This is a genomic window from Limosilactobacillus caecicola (assembly GCF_943192935.1).
Taxonomy (GTDB): domain Bacteria; phylum Bacillota; class Bacilli; order Lactobacillales; family Lactobacillaceae; genus Limosilactobacillus; species Limosilactobacillus caecicola.
Window position 1 is genome coordinate 533,627 of the sequence record NZ_CALPCI010000001.1, and the last position, 17,767, is coordinate 551,393.

Genomic DNA, 17,767 nt, shown 5'->3' on the forward strand with positions numbered 1-17,767 from the left:
GATGAAAATAGCGGTGGTGGTTTTTCCCGGTTCGAATTGTGATGTTGACCTTTATGAAGCGCTGCACTCAGTTTGCCATGCCGATGTCGAATACGTTTCTCATCGGGCCACGAGTCTGGCGGGATTCGATGCAGTCATGCTCCCGGGTGGTTTTTCATATGGTGATTACCTCCGTTCGGGAGCCATTGCGCGGTTTGCCAATGTGATGCCTGCAGTGGTTAAGATGGCCCAGGAAGGGAAACCAGTTTTTGGTACCTGCAATGGTTTTCAAATCTTAACCGAAGCAGGACTGTTACCCGGAGCACTAAAACATAATGATTCGCAACGGTTTGTCTGCAAGACGGTTGCCTTAGAAGTGGTTAATAATCACACCCGGTTTACTAGCAAATATCAAGAACACGAACGCATTCAGTTACCCATTGCCCATGCGGATGGTTGCTACGTTGCGAGTGAAGCCACCCTTAACCAACTGGAAGAACATCACCAGGTGGTCTTTCGGTATGCGGATGAAAATCCGAATGGTTCTCTCCGGAATATTGCCGGGATTACTAACGAACGTGGGAACGTGTTGGGGATGATGCCTCATCCGGAGCGGGCAGTCGAGTCATTGCTCGGTAATACTGACGGGTTACGAGTTTTCCAATCATTGTTAGCCAACGGTAGTGTAAAAGCATAGCGAGGAGTAATCATGAAACAAGCCATGACACCAGAAGAAATCAAGGAACGCCGACCATACTTGGATTGGAGCCTGACCGAAAAAGAGTACAACTACATTGCTGACAAACTCCTTGGTCGATTACCAAACTTTACCGAGACGGGGCTCTTTGCCGCGATGTGGAGCGAACACTGTTCATACAAAAAATCAAAGCCAGTTTTGCGGCTGTTCCCAAATAAAAACGCGCGGGTTTTACAGGGACCCGGTGAAGGTGCCGGGGTAGTCGACATTGACGATGGCCAAGCGGTGGTCTTTAAAGCAGAAAGCCATAATCACCCGACGACGGTAGAACCCTACCAAGGGGCCGCAACCGGTGTTGGTGGTATCTTACGGGATATTTTCAGCATGGGGGCCCGGCCGATCGCCTCGCTCGACTCCCTTCATTTTGGTGAATTAACGGATGCAACCATGCAACGTAAGGTGGCCAATACGGTGAAGGGCATTGGTGACTACGGTAATTGTATGGGCATTCCGACGGTTGCCGGTGAAACAACTTTTGACCCTTGTTACCAGGGTAACCTGTTGTGTAATGCCATGAGTGTAGGACTGATGGAACAACAAGACCTGCAAAGTGGGGTCGCCACTGGGGTTGGTAACGCAGTGATGTACGTTGGCGCCAAAACTGGTCGTGACGGGATCCACGGGGCGACCTTTGCTTCAGCAGATTTTTCGGATGAAAATGCGACCCAACGCTCGGCAGTTCAAGTGGGAGATCCCTTTATGGAAAAGCTCCTCATGGAAGCCTGTCTGGAACTGATTCACCAGCATGCTGATTGGCTGGTTGGGATTCAAGACATGGGTGCAGCCGGGATCGTTTCTTCCAGTGCAGAAATGGCTGCCGAAGGCCACAGTGGGATGGAATTGAACCTAGATCTCGTTCCCCAACGCGAAACTGAGATGTCCGCTTATGAAATCATGCTGAGTGAATCGCAAGAACGAATGTTACTTTGTGTCCGGCGTGGGCACGAAGCGGATGTTCAAGCCATTTTTAAGCGGTATGACCTTGATGCCGTGACGATCGGTCGAGTTACTGATGGCCATGATTACGTTTTGTACCATGATGGCGAAAAGGTCTGTGACATCCCCGTTGCCAGTTTGACGGATGATGTTCTGGAAGAACCAAGTGCAGAACGGGAACCGGCCCGGATTAAAGCAGCTCAGCAAGCTCCTGTCTGGCAACCGGTGATTGACAATCCCGGTCAAATGTTACGGCGGTTACTTGCTCAGTCCACGATTGCCAGCGATGAAGTGTTAACCCAGCAATACGATACTCAGGTCCGGACTTCGACGGTTGCGGGACCGGGCAGTGATGCCGGAATCATTCGCATTCGTGGTTACCACAAGGGGTTGGCCATGACGACCGATGGCAATGGCCGCTTTGTTTACCTGGATCCGGAAATTGGTGGCCAAATGGCGGTTACCGAGGCGTTTACTAATATTATTGCCAGTGGGGCTGAGCCACTCGCCATTACTGATTGTTTAAACTATGGCGACCCGAACGATCCCGAAATCTTTTGGGAACTCCACCATTCAGTTCAGGGAATGGCAACTGCTTGTCGAGTCTTTGATACGCCGGTCATTTCTGGAAACGTGTCCCTTTACAACGAAAATAATGGTCAGGCAATTTACCCGACACCGATGGTTGGGATGGTTGGCCTCATTAAAAATCTGGATCACGTCATTCCGTCGTTTGCGACCCACGCTGGAGACTTGGTTTACTTGATTGGCACCACTGGCGATGATTACGCCGGATCAGAATTACAAAAAATGCTGACGGGGACCATTGCAGGACAATTATCCCCGATTAACCTCGCAAAAATTCGTGATGCTGGTCACCGCCTTCATGAAGAAATGGTTAACGGTCACGTTAGTGCGGCTCATGACGTGAGTGAAGGCGGCTTGGGGGTTGCCCTTGCTGAAATGCTGTTTGATGCTGCAACAGGTATGAACCTGAACCTTCGTCACTTAACCGCTGCTCAGTTATTCAGTGAAACGGCTGGCCGCCTGATCGTTACGGTACCAGCAGCTTACCAAGCGGCATTTACCGTAACGCTGGGTGATGACGCCCGGTTGGTCGGTCAAGTTACCAACACTCATTGGTTAGAATTACATCTTCAAGACGCTGAACTGAACGAAAACCTTGCAGAATTAGCACAACAGTATAAGGAGGCGCTCCCGTGCCAGCTGAAATCAAAGGATTAAATGAAGAATGTGGGGTGTTTGGCGTTTTTGGTGCGCCCCATGCTAACCAGCTGACCTATCTGGGGTTGCATACTTTGCAACACCGGGGTCAGGAAGGGGCCGGCATTGTCACGACCGATCACCACGCAATGTACCAACATCGTGATCGGGGACTGCTGGCCCAAGTCTTTCGTCATCCGGTTGACCTGGATGGGTTAGTTGGAGATGCTGCCATTGGTCATGTGCGTTACGGAACGGCCGGACGTAACTCAATTCAAAATGTTCAACCATTCTTGTTTCAATTTCATGATGGTGATGTGGCCCTGGCACATAACGGTAATTTGACGAATGCGGTCACCTTACGGCGGCAACTAGAAGATGAAGGCGCGGTTTTCCAATCCGATTCAGATACAGAAATTTTAATTCACCTGGTGCGCAAACACATCCAAGATGGCTTTATTCCAGCCCTGAAGAAGAGTTTGAATGAAGTGAAGGGTGGCTTTGCCTTCTTGCTCTTACAAAAGGACCGGTTAATCGCGGCATTGGACCCCAATGGTATCCGTCCATTGTGCATTGGTCAGCTACCAAACGGTGCCTACGTCGTTGCTAGTGAATCCTGCGCGCTGGACATTGTCAATGCCAAATTGATTCGCGATGTTCAACCCGGTGAATTGATCATTATCGACCGCGATGGTTTGCATACCGACCGGTATACGGACCAGACCCGGTTAGCAATTTGCTCGATGGAATACATCTACTTTGCGCGGCCAGATTCCATCATTCACGGTGTTACGGTTCACAACGCCCGTAAACGGATGGGACGGCTGCTTGCCCGTCAACACCCGGTTGATGCGGACATGGTGATTGGGGTGCCTAATTCATCATTATCAGCGGCAAGTGGGTATGCCGAAGAAATTGGTTTGCCATATGAAATGGGCCTTATTAAGAGTCAATATGTTGCCCGGACCTTTATCCAACCCACCCAGGAATTACGGGAGCGGGGGGTTCACATGAAACTCTCTGCTGTCCGCGGGGTGGTTGAAGGCCAACGCGTGGCCGTTGTCGATGACTCAATTGTGCGGGGGACGACCTCCCAACAAATCGTTAAAATGCTCCGTGACGCGGGGGCTAAGGAAGTGCACATGTTAATTGCATCGCCACCATTTAAGTTCCCTTGCTTTTACGGCATTGACGTTTCGACCCGCGCCGAATTAATGGCGGCTCATTATTCTGTCCCTGAAATGGCGGAGCGGATTGGTGCCGATTCACTAACGTTCCTTTCGGTGGCCAATTTAATTCAGGCAATCAACGTTCCTGACGCGGGCGATGCACCGGATGGTGGCCTGACGGTTGCCTACTTTAACAGTGATTACCCGACACCGCTTTATGACTATGAAGAAAAATATTTGGCCTCACTGAATGAACAGGAGCGTCGTGAACGAAAGGAGCGGATGGCATGAGTCGTTACGAAGAAGCTGGTGTGAATATCGAGGCCGGCTATGACCTCGTTCGGCGAATCAAAGATCAGGTCCAAGCGACTGCTCGTCCCGGGATGATGACTGGCATTGGTTCGTTTGGGGGCATGTTTGATTTGGGGGCCTTGCACATCCAACACCCGGTCTTAGTTTCGGGGACGGATGGGGTCGGCACGAAACTGTTGATTGCCCAACGAATGGACAAACATGATACCGTTGGCCAGGATCTTGTCGCCATGTGTGCTAACGATATTGTTGCCCAGGGGGCCGAACCACTCTTTTTCCTGGATTATATCGCCACGGGACACAATGACCCAGCCAAATTAGCAACGTTGGTAGCTGGAGTGGCCAATGGCTGCCGGCAAGCCGGCGCAGCCTTAATTGGTGGTGAAACGGCGGAGATGCCGGATATGTATCGCCGGGATGAATACGACCTAGCAGGGACGATGACGGGGGTTGTGGAAAAAGAGAACCTCTTAACGTCCGCGCAACCGCAAGTTGGTGACTATTTACTGGGCTTGCCCGCCAGTGGTTTACATTCTAATGGTTTTTCACTAGTCCGGCAGATCTTGTTTAAGAACCATGATGTGCAATTAACTGACCGCCCGGCGCCATTGCACGGTGCCACGGTTGGGGAAACGTTATTGACCCCGACAAAGATTTATGTCCACGTGGTATTGCCATTAGTCCAGGACCGCTTGATTAATGGCATTAGCCACATTACCGGAGGCGGTTTGATTGAAAATGTGCCACGGATGATTGACGATCATTTACAAGCCCAAATTGATGCGGAAGCATGGCCACAGTTACCGATTTTTGATTACCTGCGTCAATTGGGTCATCTGGATATGGCCGACTGTTGGAAGACCTTCAACATGGGCTTAGGAATGGTCCTGGCGGTGGCCCCAGACCAAGTTGCACTGGTTCAACAACGGTTACAACGAGCCGGACAGGATTCTTATCAAATCGGCCGCCTCGTCAGGCGCCCGAGTGACCAACCAAAGATTTTGATACGTGGGGGAGAAAAATGAAAGTTGCAATTTTAGCTTCTGGAAACGGGACCAATTTCGAAGAACTGGCGCAACAATTCCAGCAGCACCAGTTACCCGGTGAATTGACCCTCCTGTTTTGTAACCACCCGGCAGCCAACGTGATGAACCGGGCCGCGCGGCTCCACGTCCCCGCTTTTAGCTGGACGGTCAAAGAAGCTGGCGGTAAGCAGACCTACGAAGCACGGCTACTCCGGTTACTCAAAGATCACGGGGTGGAATTTATTATCTTGGCCGGTTATTTACGGGTGGTCGGGCCGATCCTCCTAGATGAATATGAGGGTCGAATTGTTAACCTCCATCCAGCGTGGCTACCGGAATATCCAGGGCTGCACTCGATTGAACGAGCTTACCAGGACCACCGGCAGCAGACGGGGGTCACCGTTCATTTCATTGATGCGGGTCTTGATTCGGGACCAATTATCATGCAAGAACGGGTGCCAATTTACCCTACTGATAGTTTGGCGGATTTAGAAGCGCGGGTTCATCAGACTGAACACCAGTTGTACCCGCAGGCAATCAAAAAAGTATTAACAGAATTAACAGCAAAGGAGTAAAGAATTCATGAAGCGTGCATTAGTTAGTGTCTCAGATAAAACGGGGTTAGTACCCTTTGTACAGGGCTTAGTTGCGGCCGGTTATGAAATTGTCTCCACTGGTGGTACCAAACGGGTTCTCGATGACGCAGGCGTGAAAACTATTAGTATCGAAGACGTCACTCACTTTCCAGAAATCCTCGATGGTCGGGTCAAGACGTTAAACCCATACGTTCATGGTGGCTTGCTGGCCCGGCGGGATGTTCCCGAACACATGGCGACCCTGGAAAAGTTAGTGATTACCCCAATTGATTTGGTGTGTGTGAACCTCTATCCGTTTAAGGAAACGATTGAACAATCAGATGTCACCCTGGCGGATGCCATTGAAAATATTGATATTGGTGGCCCATCAATGGTGCGTTCTGCTGCGAAAAATTATCATGACGTCACCGTGGTCACTGATGTGCAAGATTATGATGCGGTCCTGGATGAAATCAAGACTGCTGGCGAAACGACTTTAGAAACTCGTCAACGACTAGCAGCCAAGGCCTTCCGGACAACGGCGGCTTATGATGCATTAATTTCCCAATACTTGACTAAGCGCGAAGGCCTGGCGGATCCAGAAAAACTGACGCTGACCTATGATTTAAAAGAAACCATGCGGTATGGTGAAAACTCACACCAACAAGCTTGGCTTTACCAAGATGCCTTGCCAAAGGCTTATTCCATCCTGTCTGCGACCCAATTACACGGGAAGAAATTATCCTACAATAATATCAAGGATGCGGATGAAGCCTTGCGTTGTATCCGCGAATTTGACCAACCAACCGTTGTCGCCATGAAGCACATGAACTCATGTGGGATCGGTCAGGGGACTAGCCTAGAACAAGCCTGGGACCGGGCCTATGAAGCTGATTCGGTTTCCATTTTTGGTGGTGTAATTGCCTTGAACCGTCCCGTGGACTTGGCAACGGCCGAAAAGATGCACAAGATTTTCCTGGAAATCGTGATTGCCCCAAGTTTTGACCCGGACGCCTATGAAGTCCTGGCTAAGAAGAAAAATATTCGGCTGCTAACCGTTGACTTTACGAAAAAGGACGAACGAACCCGTCGGGAAGTTGTTTCCGTAATGGGTGGCCTGCTGATGCAGGACCAGGATACGCTCGCAGAAGATGCGCATGACTGGAAGTGCGTCACGGAAGTTCAACCGACGGAAGAGCAATTACAGACATTGATGTTTGCTTGGAAGGCAGTTAAGCACGCTAAATCCAACGCCATTGTCCTGGCAAACGATGAACGCACTCTTGGGGTCGGTGAAGGACAACCAAACCGGATTGATTCCCTGAAGATTGCCACGAAGCACGCTGGCGATGACATTGACGATCGGACGGTGATGGCTTCTGACGCCTTCTTCCCGTTTGGCGATTGTGTTGAATTTGCTGGCCAACATGGGATCAAAGCAATTGTGCAACCGGGTGGTTCAATTCGTGACCAGGAGTCAATTGACATGGCGAATAAGTACGGGATTGCCATGGTGACGACCGGCGTACGTCACTTCCGTCATTAATGCATTGCCAAAGGAGAAACCGCGATGGAAAAACACAATGTCTTAGTAGTTGGGGAAGGTGGTCGCGAATTTGCGATTGCCAAGCAACTTCAGCAAAGCCCCCACGTTCAGCAAGTTTACTGTGCCCCGGGCAATGTTGGCATGGCAACAGTAGGGGTTGAAACGGTCGCAATTGAAGAAAATGACTTTCCGCGATTGATTGAATTTGCGAAGCACCACGATGTGGTCTGGACGTTTGTTGGTCCTGAAGATTCGTTGGTGGAAGGAATTGTCGACGATTTTACAGCGGCAGGTCTCAAGATTTTTGGCCCAACCGCCCGGGCGGCCCAACTGGAGGGTTCAAAGGACTATGCGTTGAATTTCATGGACCATTACGGAGTACCAACTGCACAACACCATAGTTATCGGGATCAGACCGCCGCTTTGAATGGGATTGCTGAATTTGGTTTTCCAGTCGTCATTAAAGAAAACGGTCTGGCTGGTGGAAAAGGGGTTGTGATTGCCCAAGATCGGGAAGAAGCAACTCAAACGATTCGTGAGCTATTCGCCAATGGTCAATCGCGCGTGGTGATCGAAGAGTGCCTCAACGGGCCCGAATACTCAATGTTTTTAGTCTTGAGTAACGGCCATTACCGGATCCTCCCAATGGCCCAGGATCATAAGCGGGCTGCTGATGGCGACCGGGGACCCAATACTGGTGGTATGGGGGCTTACAGTCCCCTTCCTCAATTGAGTGATCAAGATTATGAACAGATGGTCAAAGAAGTAGTGGAACCAACAGTGAAAGGACTAGTGGCTGGTAATTATCACTATCACGGCATCCTATACATTGGTTTGATTCTGACGGCTGATGGGCCAAAGGTGATTGAATATAACGTTCGCCTGGGTGATCCAGAAACTCAGGTGATTTTGCCGCTACTAGAGACGGACCTGTTTGAATTGGTGGACCATGCTTTGAATGATGAGCCCCTTCCTGAGATTCAGGTCAGCGCGGCAGCAACCTTTGGAGTCGTAGTTGCTTCAGCGGGATATCCACAACACCCGGTCCATGGTCAAATGATTGGCAAATTGCCGACAACGGACCAGGTGATGATTGATTATGCCAACGTCGCGGGGACCCTTGATCAATTAGTGGGTAATGGTGGACGCCTGTTAATGGTGTTAGCTAAGGATTCTTCTTTACAAGCGGCTCGTGACCGCGTCTATCAGTATCTGGCTGCTTATGATTGGGACCAGTGTTTTTACCGCCATGATATTGGGGCGAAAGCCGGTTTGGGATCGAACAAACTCTAATCCGCCTATTGGAATTTGTCTGGGAATGGATTAAAATATGTTGGTAATGCATTTTATTGCGAGACTAAAGAAGAAAGAGGTCAATTGAACATGGCTAAATTAGTATTAATTCGTCACGGGCAAAGTGAATGGAACCTTTCAAACCAATTTACTGGTTGGGTTGACGTTGATTTAAGTGAAAAGGGTGTTGAACAAGCTAAGGCTGCTGGGAAGGCAATTGCTGAACACGGTCTGCAATTTGACTACGCCTACACTTCCGTTTTGAAGCGGGCCATCAAGACTTTGCACTACGCTCTTGAAGAATGTGACCAACTTTGGATCCCAGAATTCAAGACTTGGCGTTTAAATGAACGTCACTACGGTGCTTTGCAAGGTCACAACAAGAAGAAGGCCGCTGAAAAGTACGGTGACGAACAAGTGCATATTTGGCGTCGTTCATACGATGTTTTACCACCATTGCTGAGTGCCGACGACGAAGGTTCCGCTGCGAAGGACCGTCGTTACGCTAACCTCGACCCACGGGCCATTCCTGGTGGTGAAAACTTAAAGGTTACTTTGGAACGGGTAATTCCTTTATGGCAAGATGAAATTGCACCAAAGTTGTTAGACAACAAGAATGTGATCATTGCCGCTCACGGAAACTCCCTCCGGGCCCTTTCCAAGTACATCGAACAAATCTCTGATGAAGACATCATGAACCTGGAAATGGCTACTGGTCAACCGGTTGTCTACACCTTTGATGACAAGCTCAATGTTTTGGAAAAGGAAAAGTACGACATTGACTAATTAAGCACTGCAAAATTATCTTGGAGGCTGAGTCCAACTCGGCCTCTTTTCTATGTAAAGGAGAACAGGAATGGTTTGGACATGGGATGTCATTCGCCGCATCATTGAAGTGTTGTGGCTAATCAACATCGGCTTTGCAATTTGGACGGTTTTCCGGAGCCGGCGGGATATTGCTTCCACGTGGGCCTGGTTGCTAGTGCTGTCCGTCTTTCCGGTCGTCGGCTTTATTGCCTACCTTTTCTTGGGACGGCAGCTTTCGCACGATGATATTTTCTCAATGCGAGAAGAAGAACTTCGGATGCAAAACCGCTTCTTAAAAAAGCAACACAAGCTGATTCAAAAACATAAGCTGCTTCCCGAAGGGGACCGTCATACGAAGGATCGGATGATGGTTAACGGCTTTTTGAACAACAGTGAAGTACCGATTACTTTTGATAATCAGGTGGACCTCTTTACCGACGGGCACGTTAAATTTGCTCACCTAATCGACGACATCAATCACGCCCAGACCATGATCAGTCTTGAATACTACACTTTCTATTCTGATGAGCTGGGCCACCGGGTATTACATGCCCTAGAAAAGGCTGCCCAACGGGGAGTGAAGGTCCGGGTTTTGTACGATATTAGTGGTTCCCGGGGGACGAAACCGCGGTTTTTCAACCACCTTCGTGAACTCGGTGGTGAGGCCCAGCCCTTTATTTCGGCCCCGAAGCACTGGTTTATGACCCCACGGATGAACTATCATCTTCACCGTAAGTTGGTCATTATCGACCACCAGCTCGGTTATATTGGTGGCTTTAATATTGGTGACCAATACTTAGGCTTAATGCCTAAGTTTGGTTACTGGCGGGACTCTCATCTTCGGGTGCGCGGTCAGGCAGCCCAAATGATGGAAATCCGGTTTGCAATGGATTGGAATACCAGTTGTCGGCGGTCACGGCTTCCGAAATTTAGCTTGGATGAAGAGTTAGCAAACTTTAAAATTCAGCGGCCAACTGATGAAGAGATAGAGTCACAAAACCTGGTCCCAATGCAAATTGTTTCATCAGGGCCTGATAATCAACGGTTTGCCATCCGTCGAGGTTATGAAAACCTCATTAGTCGCGCTACCAAGTACGTCTACATTCAATCTCCATATTTAATTCCAGAGCCATCCATTTTAGAGGCACTCGTGATTTCGGCCCACAGTGGGGTTGATGTCCGAATCATGATTCCATGCAAACCTGACCACCCATTCGTTTACCGGGCCACGGAATACTATGCTAAATACTTGGTCAACAATGGTGTCAAGGTCTACAAGTATGATAATGGCTTTATCCATGCCAAGACTTTGGTGGCGGATGGGACCCTTTCTTCAGTGGGTTCTGCCAACATGGATTACCGGAGCTTTAGCCTCAACTTTGAAGTCAACGCCTTCTCGTATAGCCATGATCTGGCAGAACGTTTGCGGGATGTCTATGAGCAGGATCTTAAAAAGTGTACTCAATTAACTCCTGAGTATTTTGCTCAACAAACAAAGTGGCGTAAGTTCAAACAATACTTCTCCAGGTTACTTTCACCAATTCTGTAAAAAGTAATGCCAAAATTAAAAGGACTTCATCCCCGTTAGCTATTGTCTAGCGAGGATGAAGTCCCTTTTTTAGTTAGGAAATATGATTAGAACTTATTTTTGTCTAAAGCAACTGGAGATTCAGGTTCTTCACCATTAATCATCTTCAAGTTGTTATCAAAGGCCTTTACAACCATGTTCCGAACCGCGTGTGTAGTGTAGAAAGCGGTGTGTGGGGTTACCAAAACATTTGGCCGGTCAATCAAGTCAGCCAAACGAGCGTCTGGGAATTCTTTGCCTTCCCAATCTTCGTTGAAGACGCCAACTTCGCCTTCGTAAGTATCCATCACGAAACCGAAAATCTTACCGGAATCTAAGCCGCGGATAACGGCATCGGTGTCAACGAGTGGTCCCCGTGAGCAGTTCACGATGACGACCCCGTCTTTCATTTCTTTAATGGTGTCATCATTGATCATGTGGACATTGGCTGGCACGTCTGGCACGTGAAGTGAAATGACGTCAGCTTGTTTGTATAAGTCATCAAGGGAGTCAACATAGTAACCCTTTTTATCCAGTTCAGGATTCTTGTAAATATCGTAGGCGATCACTTTAGCGCCAAAGCCTTCCATGATTTGCATAAAGACGCGACCAATGTGGCCGGTACCAACCACCCCAACGACTTGGTCACGAACTTCACGACCGATCGTTGGTGCCCAGCGTAAGTCACGCTTGGCCATCTTTTCATCCATGCGCTTATCTTGACGCAGAACGCGGGCAGCTTGAATTGCGGCGTGTTCGGCGATGGCGTCAGGAGAGTAGACGGGCACATTAGTGATTTCAAAGCCGAGTTCCTTTGCTTTATCCATGTCAATGTTGTCGACACCGACATTCCGTAATGACATTTTCGTGATGCCATTGTCAGCTAATGCTTGAAGCGTATCAGCGGTGTAGTCTAATTGTTGGTAAACGACCACCCCATCGGCACCCTTTGCTAAAGCAGCGGTGTCAGGAGTCAACAGTTGATCAGTGTATTCAACTTCCACATCTGGATGAGCAGCCTTCCATTCGTTTAAGAATGGTTCTTCGTCTTTCCGAATTGCGTATGCATAAATTTTCGTCATTAATTTAAACCTCCATTTAATCTAATCATCGGACTAAGTAATATTGTAACGCTAGCTTGGTTGAAAAGGAGCGTCAAAGACGGACTTTTTTATCTTTAATACTAAGGATCCCAATCGAAAAGCCGTTAATAACTTCTCAATTGGGCCCCTTTACAGATGGTGAACCTAGTTCACGTTGTTAATATTTTGGTCATTGATGAATGGGTAGGAAACTAATTGGTCACCGGCCAGGTCTTCCTTATTCATGTCGACCAGGTTAATTTGGTTGTTTGTGTAAGTGGTGTAGTAAGCTAAGCCCTTATCAAGGTTGTAGCCAACGGTGTAGATGGTGTGTTCAAACTTAGCAGGGTTGGAAGCAACTTGGTCTAAACCACTTTGTTGTTCAACGGAGTGCATGACGTGGAACAATTGCGTCACGTTGGCAACTTCATCGTGTTCGTCCCAATGAGCGTTGTACTTATTGAAGGTTGCACGAACAAACCGGCTCATGGAATCCATGCCACCCGGTAAATCACGAGTGCCTAATCCCCGACTAAAGTCAGTCAGTTCAACTTGTTTAGAGAACGTGTTTGGTAGTGTGTCGGCGGACAGGGTCCGGTAGTTGTTCAAATTGAACAATTGCTTAGGGAATTGTGGGTTGTTGGTCAAAACCCCCACGGGATCATCATAAACGTGGACACCATCAATGTCGCTTTCCAAAACAATGGCCTTGTCGCCATCGGCAATTAACCAGTGAAGTGGTGAAGTAGGTAATTGATCACTGAAGGACTTGTTAGTAATGTTGACGTTGGCTAATAATTCCTTTGCTTCGTCAACATTGGCACATTGGCTCAATACCCATGGAATTAATTCAAATGAGGTGACGTTATCCTTGCCAGCGGCCACTTCGGTATAGTGAGCGTTGTCAGGGTAGTTCAAGCCACCCATTGCCAGGCCTTGGTCGTTGGCAGCGTCAAAGTAAAGTGGGTAATTGTTCATTACCGCAGCGATTCCAACTAAGGCGTAGTGGTGGTCAAGCGTTTTGACATCTTTGAAATCAAATGAATAGTTTTGGGGGGTAATGACGATTTTTTGCCCATATGACAATTCAAGATCGAGGTTCCGCCCAAAATAATGGTTGTTATCAACCGCGAAATTAAGTGCAGTACACATAATAGGACATCCTTTCCCTAATGCATTTTAATAAAACAATTTTCATTATAGGTAGCTCCGTCTTCTTTGTAAAGGAGTATGCGTTTGCTTATAAGAACCTTACTTAAATAGTCGTGAAGTCGAAGTTAATGCGGCAAAGATGACTCAATAAACCTGCAAGACGTGATTTTCAATCATAAATCAAAAAATTTTTATTTTTGCTAAAAGCAAGCGGACGATTAATGGAATCCAACTAACAACATGGGGGACGATTTATAAAAATCAACGGCACAATAAATATGAACAAATTAAGAAAATTATTTAAAAAAGCAATGACACGGTTGAGAATTTAACCGCGTTTTGTTATGTTTAGTTCATTATCATTAATTGTGCTATGATGGAAGTTGATTAGCACTGAAATATCCAGAGGAGAGAATAGAATGAAAAAAGTTTCGTTAAAGGATTTTATTGGGGAGCTGCGGGCCAGCTTAAAGGGTCAGTATACTAATGCTCTGTGGCCAATCGGTGGATTCTTCATTATCTTTATTGCCTTAAGTTTGATTTGTTTGTACTTCTTCCAGGGAATTGCTAGTTCCATTATGATGAGCTTGATGATGGTGATGTACGGAATGGCTTCGATGGGGGCCATTGGGTTTGCATTTTTAGAAATGCTGGTTGCCTTAGGTTTGCTCTTAGCAGTACGTTTCTTCTACGGCTTCTTCCAAGTTGCCTTCCAATATACGTACCTTGCCCGTTATCGTGATGATAGCCAAAAAGTGTCGGCATCATCCATTTGGCAACAGTACAAACGATTAAATAAAAACCAATTATGGCGGTTAGCCTTGTACGCTGGTTTGTTTATCTTCTTATGGACACTGCCACTAGATATCGTTGGCGGCCTTTTAGCTAAGTACAAGGTGGCAGTGATTATTTGCCGGGTTCTAAACCTCATCGTAGTCATTTGGAAAGCTCTGCAATACTCCCAAGGATACTTCGTTTACAAAGACAAGCGTCCTGAATTCTTGGGCCAATCCATGCGGCACGCCTTAACTGCCAGCAAACGGTTTATGAAGGGCTTGAAGTGGAATTACCTATTAGTAATGATTGTGACCGTCGTGTTACCAATTGTGATTTGGACTGCCATTTTTGGTGGCCTTGGTTACTACGGGATTTACACCGCCACTAATTTCTGCATCTGGCTCGGGTTCATCTTAGCCTTCTTGGGCTTGGTTGCTTGGTTGCCGGTTTGCTATGCAGCAACTGCTTTGTACTATCACAAGACCGCTCCGGCTCAAGACTTGGATAAGGACTTTGAAGGAACTTTCAAGTCCGTCGAGGTTTTGACGGGTCAAGCCGATAAGAAGTAATTAATAATGAGTAATCTCATCCGATTTGTTAGGATGGGATTTTTTATTGCATTTATGTTGACATTTGTAAACGATGGTTTTATAGTAAATCTAGAAAATATAATTACAAACGTAAACATAGGAGATGGCGATTATGCAAACAGCATTGATTTTAGTAATTAGCGTAGTTTTGATTGTGGCGATTATTTGGTGGTTCTTTGGTAAACATGAACAAGCGGTTGGTCAAGCCAAAACGACGAACGATCACCAAACAGCAACAGTGGTTGTGAAGGGGGGCTACTCTCCTTCGACAATCGTCCTCAAGAAGGGGGTTCCCGCAACGTTAAACTTTGATATGAAAGATTCAACGGCGTGCTTATCACACGTGGTGTTTGACCAACTGGGCGTGGACAAGGATTTGACCAAGCAACCAGTCACGAGTGTGGAAATTCCTACTGATAAGGCGGGTGACATTAACTTTGCTTGTGGAATGAACATGTTCCACGGAAAGGTGGTTGTCAAATAATGAAACTTAATTTGCAACGGCGGTTTTGGATTTCACTCATTTTCACGATCCCGCTGCTGATTCAAATGCTCCTGATGCCTTTCCATATTATGATGCCCGGGCATGTTTGGATTGCATTTGTGACGACCACAATTGTGATGATTGTCGGTGCTTGGCCATATTGGGTAAGTGCATGGGCCGCTTTCGGTCGCCATAACGCGAATATGAATACGCTAGTGGCGATTGGTACGGTTATCGCATATGGTTACAGTATTTTTGCGATGGCTACTGGACGGGATGTTTACTTTGAGAGTGCGGCGTTCATTACGGTTTTTGTCCTACTTGGCGACGTCATGGAAGAGCGGATGCACCAACGAGCTTCAAATGCATTAAAGAAGCTTCTTGATTTGCAGGCCAAAGAAGCCTGGGTCCTGGTGGATGGCCGATATGTGGCGACACCAGTGGATCGGATTAAGGCTGGTGCCATTGTGCGCGTCAAACCAGGGGAACGAATTCCGTTGGACGGGGTCGTCACTAGTGGTGAGTCGGCAGTTGATGAATCAATGATTACTGGTGAAAGTATGCCGGTTAACAAGCAGGTTGGCGATGAAGTCGTGGGATCGACGATTAATGGTGATGGGACGTTAACGGTCCGGATCACGAAGGTCGGACAAGAAACGATGCTGGCTCAAATCGTGGAAATGGTTAAAAAAGCGCAAACTAGTCATGCCCCAATCCAAGATCTAACCGACCGGATTTCACAATTCTTTGTCCCTGCCGTTTTGATCCTTGCAATCATTACTTTTGCGGTTTGGACAGTTTTCCTGAATGCTAGTATGGTTCAAGCAATGCTCTATGCGGTGGCCGTGATTGTAATTGCCTGTCCGTGTGCCTTGGGATTGGCAACCCCGACGGCTCTGATGGTCGGCACTGGACGCGCGGCAAAGATGGGGATCCTGATCAAGGATGGTCAGGCCCTCGAAGTAATCGATGACTTGAAGGCGATTATTTTTGATAAAACAGGAACCATTACGGTTGGTAAACCAGTAGTTACTGATATCGTTGGTGATCAACAACAGGTCCTCCAGGTCGCTGCGAGTTTGGAAGACCAGTCAGAACACCCGTTGGCAAGTGCCGTTGTACAACGAGCTAAAGAAGACAATGTTGATCTGTTGACGGCGACGAATTTTGCTGCAGTTCGTGGTCAGGGGGTCCGTGGGCAAATTGATGGTCAAACCGCTTTTGTAGGCAGTGAACGTTTAGCCTCAGGTATGCGGATCCCGGCTGAGTTAGCACACCAAGGCGCTGAATTGCAAGCTGCAGCCAAGACGGTGGTTTTAGTTGGTTTAGGAGATCAAGTGATTGGACTAATCGCCATTCAAGATTCGCCAAAGCCAACTTCAGCCCAGGCGATTAATGAGCTAAATAAGTGGGGCCTAAAGACCGTCATGCTGACTGGTGATAACCAGGCGGTGGCCGAGGCGATTGGCAAACAAGTTGGTATTCAGAAGGTGATCGCCGGTGTGCTCCCTAACGAAAAAGCAGACTATGTTGCTGCAGAACAGCAAGCAGGCAAGGTGGCCTTCGTTGGTGACGGTATTAATGATGCCCCGGCGTTGACAATGGCGGATGTTGGAATTGCAATGGGCTCTGGTACCGATATTGCAATCGAGTCTGGAGAGATTGTCTTAGTCCAAAATGACCTCCGTGGTGTAGTTCAGGCCTTAGAGATGAGTAGGAAGACTTTCCAACGGATTAAACTGAACCTTTTCTGGTCGTTAATTTACAATGTCATCGGGATCCCAATTGCTGCTGGTGTTTTCGTTGGCCTTGGAATTGCCCTTAGTCCAGAGTTTGCGGCCTTAGCGATGGCCTTTAGCTCCGTATCAGTTGTGACGTCTTCATTAATGCTTAATCGGACTAAAATCAGTGCTTGACGGATCAAATGTCTAATAGTTTGATCATGTAAATTGTAAGAATATAAATGTACTTTTACATTATCGTTTAATAGAACGAGGCTAAGCGTTAGCTTAGCCTCGCTTTTTTGCTTTATTCATGATGAAATATTCATATTAAAATGTTCAGAACACAATAAAAACGAGGCTCAAAAGTTAGCTCAAAAACTTTTGAAATGATGTTGACAAACGTTGCAGGATAATTTATAGTATATAACCGTTGTCGCGTAATGATGTGATTTAACAATGATTGATTAAAATTATGTGTTGACATTGATGCGGCAATTTGATATTCTATAATAGTTGTCTGCTTAAATGATTTTTCAATCATTTCTCAAAATAATTTCAAAAAAGTTGTTGACGAGATACGGATAACATGTTATTATAATAAATGCTCACTGACTTGTTAAAGAAGTGAACATGGTAGGCCTTTGAAAACTGAATAAAGTTTCGACGAATCAAATGTGTAGGGTCTTTGATTGTAAGATCAAAGCAAAACATTTGCGAAGTCAATTTCGCTTTAATTTATTTTGAGAGCTATCTCAAATTCTTATTTTA

14 protein-coding genes are annotated in these 17,767 nt (G+C 47.2%); 12 read left to right on the plus strand and 2 right to left on the minus strand.

The window, feature by feature from the left end:
- Position 1: 1 nt before the first annotated feature.
- The 9 genes from purQ (at position 2) to cls (ending at position 11,172) form a co-directional block, all read left to right on the plus strand.
- A complete protein-coding gene (gene purQ / locus NFR43_RS02540) occupies positions 2–676 on the plus strand; it encodes a phosphoribosylformylglycinamidine synthase subunit PurQ (RefSeq protein WP_251546136.1) in 675 nt (224 codons plus the stop codon).
- A 12-nt stretch (positions 677–688) separates the two neighbouring features.
- On the plus strand, positions 689–2,917 hold the full coding sequence (gene purL / locus NFR43_RS02545) for a phosphoribosylformylglycinamidine synthase subunit PurL (RefSeq protein WP_251546137.1): 2,229 nt from the start codon (positions 689–691) through the stop codon (positions 2,915–2,917).
- Positions 2,893–4,356 carry an amidophosphoribosyltransferase gene (gene purF / locus NFR43_RS02550; protein WP_251546139.1) on the plus strand — a complete coding sequence of 488 codons (1,464 nt, stop codon included), beginning with the start codon at positions 2,893–2,895 and terminating at the stop codon, positions 4,354–4,356. Before purL ends, purF begins: the two co-directional genes overlap by 25 nt.
- Positions 4,353–5,402 carry a phosphoribosylformylglycinamidine cyclo-ligase gene (gene purM, locus NFR43_RS02555; protein ID WP_251546140.1) on the plus strand — a complete coding sequence of 350 codons (1,050 nt, stop codon included), beginning with the start codon at positions 4,353–4,355 and terminating at the stop codon, positions 5,400–5,402. Before purF ends, purM begins: the two co-directional genes overlap by 4 nt.
- Positions 5,399–5,977, plus strand: a complete 579-nt coding sequence (gene purN, locus NFR43_RS02560; protein ID WP_251546141.1) for a phosphoribosylglycinamide formyltransferase — start codon at positions 5,399–5,401, stop codon at positions 5,975–5,977. The genes purM and purN overlap by 4 nt, the downstream gene beginning before the upstream one ends.
- A gap of 7 nt (positions 5,978–5,984) precedes the next feature.
- Positions 5,985–7,523 carry a bifunctional phosphoribosylaminoimidazolecarboxamide formyltransferase/IMP cyclohydrolase gene (purH, locus tag NFR43_RS02565; RefSeq protein WP_251546142.1) on the plus strand — a complete coding sequence of 513 codons (1,539 nt, stop codon included), beginning with the start codon at positions 5,985–5,987 and terminating at the stop codon, positions 7,521–7,523.
- A 24-nt stretch (positions 7,524–7,547) separates the two neighbouring features.
- Positions 7,548–8,816 (plus strand): phosphoribosylamine--glycine ligase, encoded by a 1,269-nt coding sequence (gene purD / locus NFR43_RS02570; RefSeq protein WP_251546143.1) that lies wholly within the window; start codon positions 7,548–7,550, stop codon positions 8,814–8,816.
- 90 nt (positions 8,817–8,906) lie between these two features.
- Complete coding sequence (locus NFR43_RS02575; protein ID WP_251546144.1) at positions 8,907–9,602, plus strand: 2,3-diphosphoglycerate-dependent phosphoglycerate mutase; 696 nt, start codon at positions 8,907–8,909, stop codon at positions 9,600–9,602.
- Between the two features lie 70 nt (positions 9,603–9,672).
- On the plus strand, positions 9,673–11,172 hold the full coding sequence (cls, locus tag NFR43_RS02580) for a cardiolipin synthase (protein ID WP_251546145.1): 1,500 nt from the start codon (positions 9,673–9,675) through the stop codon (positions 11,170–11,172).
- Between the two features lie 86 nt (positions 11,173–11,258).
- Here the strand turns inward: cls and NFR43_RS02585 are convergent, their stop codons facing one another.
- Together NFR43_RS02585 and bsh are read right to left on the minus strand one after the other, a co-directional pair.
- Complete coding sequence (locus NFR43_RS02585; protein WP_251546146.1) at positions 11,259–12,272, minus strand: D-2-hydroxyacid dehydrogenase; 1,014 nt, start codon at positions 12,270–12,272, stop codon at positions 11,259–11,261.
- Positions 12,273–12,437: 165 nt separating this feature from the next.
- Positions 12,438–13,424, minus strand: coding sequence for a choloylglycine hydrolase (gene bsh, locus NFR43_RS02590; RefSeq protein ID WP_251546148.1), 987 nt, complete (start codon positions 13,422–13,424; stop codon positions 12,438–12,440).
- A 419-nt stretch (positions 13,425–13,843) separates the two neighbouring features.
- On the opposite strand from bsh, the gene NFR43_RS02595 reads away from it, so the two are divergent.
- The 3 genes from NFR43_RS02595 (at position 13,844) to NFR43_RS02605 (ending at position 17,191) form a co-directional block, all read left to right on the plus strand.
- Positions 13,844–14,770 carry a hypothetical protein gene (locus tag NFR43_RS02595; RefSeq protein WP_251546150.1) on the plus strand — a complete coding sequence of 309 codons (927 nt, stop codon included), beginning with the start codon at positions 13,844–13,846 and terminating at the stop codon, positions 14,768–14,770.
- 133 nt (positions 14,771–14,903) lie between these two features.
- A complete protein-coding gene (locus tag NFR43_RS02600; protein ID WP_251546152.1) occupies positions 14,904–15,275 on the plus strand; it encodes a cupredoxin domain-containing protein in 372 nt (123 codons plus the stop codon).
- Complete coding sequence (locus NFR43_RS02605; protein WP_251546154.1) at positions 15,275–17,191, plus strand: copper-translocating P-type ATPase; 1,917 nt, start codon at positions 15,275–15,277, stop codon at positions 17,189–17,191. Before NFR43_RS02600 ends, NFR43_RS02605 begins: the two co-directional genes overlap by 1 nt.
- The last annotated feature ends 576 nt before the right edge of the window (positions 17,192–17,767 follow it).

Excerpts from the sequence above, each read along its gene's own strand:
- purQ (WP_251546136.1), top strand. The coding sequence starts at position 2 with ATGAAAATAGCGGTGGTGGTTTTTCCCGGTTCGAATTGTGATGTTGAC.
- purL (WP_251546137.1), top strand. The coding sequence starts at position 689 with ATGAAACAAGCCATGACACCAGAAGAAATCAAGGAACGCCGACCATAC.
- purM (WP_251546140.1), top strand. The coding sequence starts at position 4,353 with ATGAGTCGTTACGAAGAAGCTGGTGTGAATATCGAGGCCGGCTATGAC.
- purN (WP_251546141.1), top strand. The coding sequence starts at position 5,399 with ATGAAAGTTGCAATTTTAGCTTCTGGAAACGGGACCAATTTCGAAGAA.
- purH (WP_251546142.1), top strand. The coding sequence starts at position 5,985 with ATGAAGCGTGCATTAGTTAGTGTCTCAGATAAAACGGGGTTAGTACCC.
- purD (WP_251546143.1), top strand. The coding sequence starts at position 7,548 with ATGGAAAAACACAATGTCTTAGTAGTTGGGGAAGGTGGTCGCGAATTT.
- NFR43_RS02575 (WP_251546144.1), top strand. The coding sequence starts at position 8,907 with ATGGCTAAATTAGTATTAATTCGTCACGGGCAAAGTGAATGGAACCTT.
- cls (WP_251546145.1), top strand. The coding sequence starts at position 9,673 with ATGGTTTGGACATGGGATGTCATTCGCCGCATCATTGAAGTGTTGTGG.
- NFR43_RS02585 (WP_251546146.1), bottom strand. The coding sequence starts at position 12,272 with ATGACGAAAATTTATGCATACGCAATTCGGAAAGACGAAGAACCATTC.
- bsh (WP_251546148.1), bottom strand. The coding sequence starts at position 13,424 with ATGTGTACTGCACTTAATTTCGCGGTTGATAACAACCATTATTTTGGG.
- NFR43_RS02595 (WP_251546150.1), top strand. The coding sequence starts at position 13,844 with ATGAAAAAAGTTTCGTTAAAGGATTTTATTGGGGAGCTGCGGGCCAGC.
- NFR43_RS02600 (WP_251546152.1), top strand. The coding sequence starts at position 14,904 with ATGCAAACAGCATTGATTTTAGTAATTAGCGTAGTTTTGATTGTGGCG.
- NFR43_RS02605 (WP_251546154.1), top strand. The coding sequence starts at position 15,275 with ATGAAACTTAATTTGCAACGGCGGTTTTGGATTTCACTCATTTTCACG.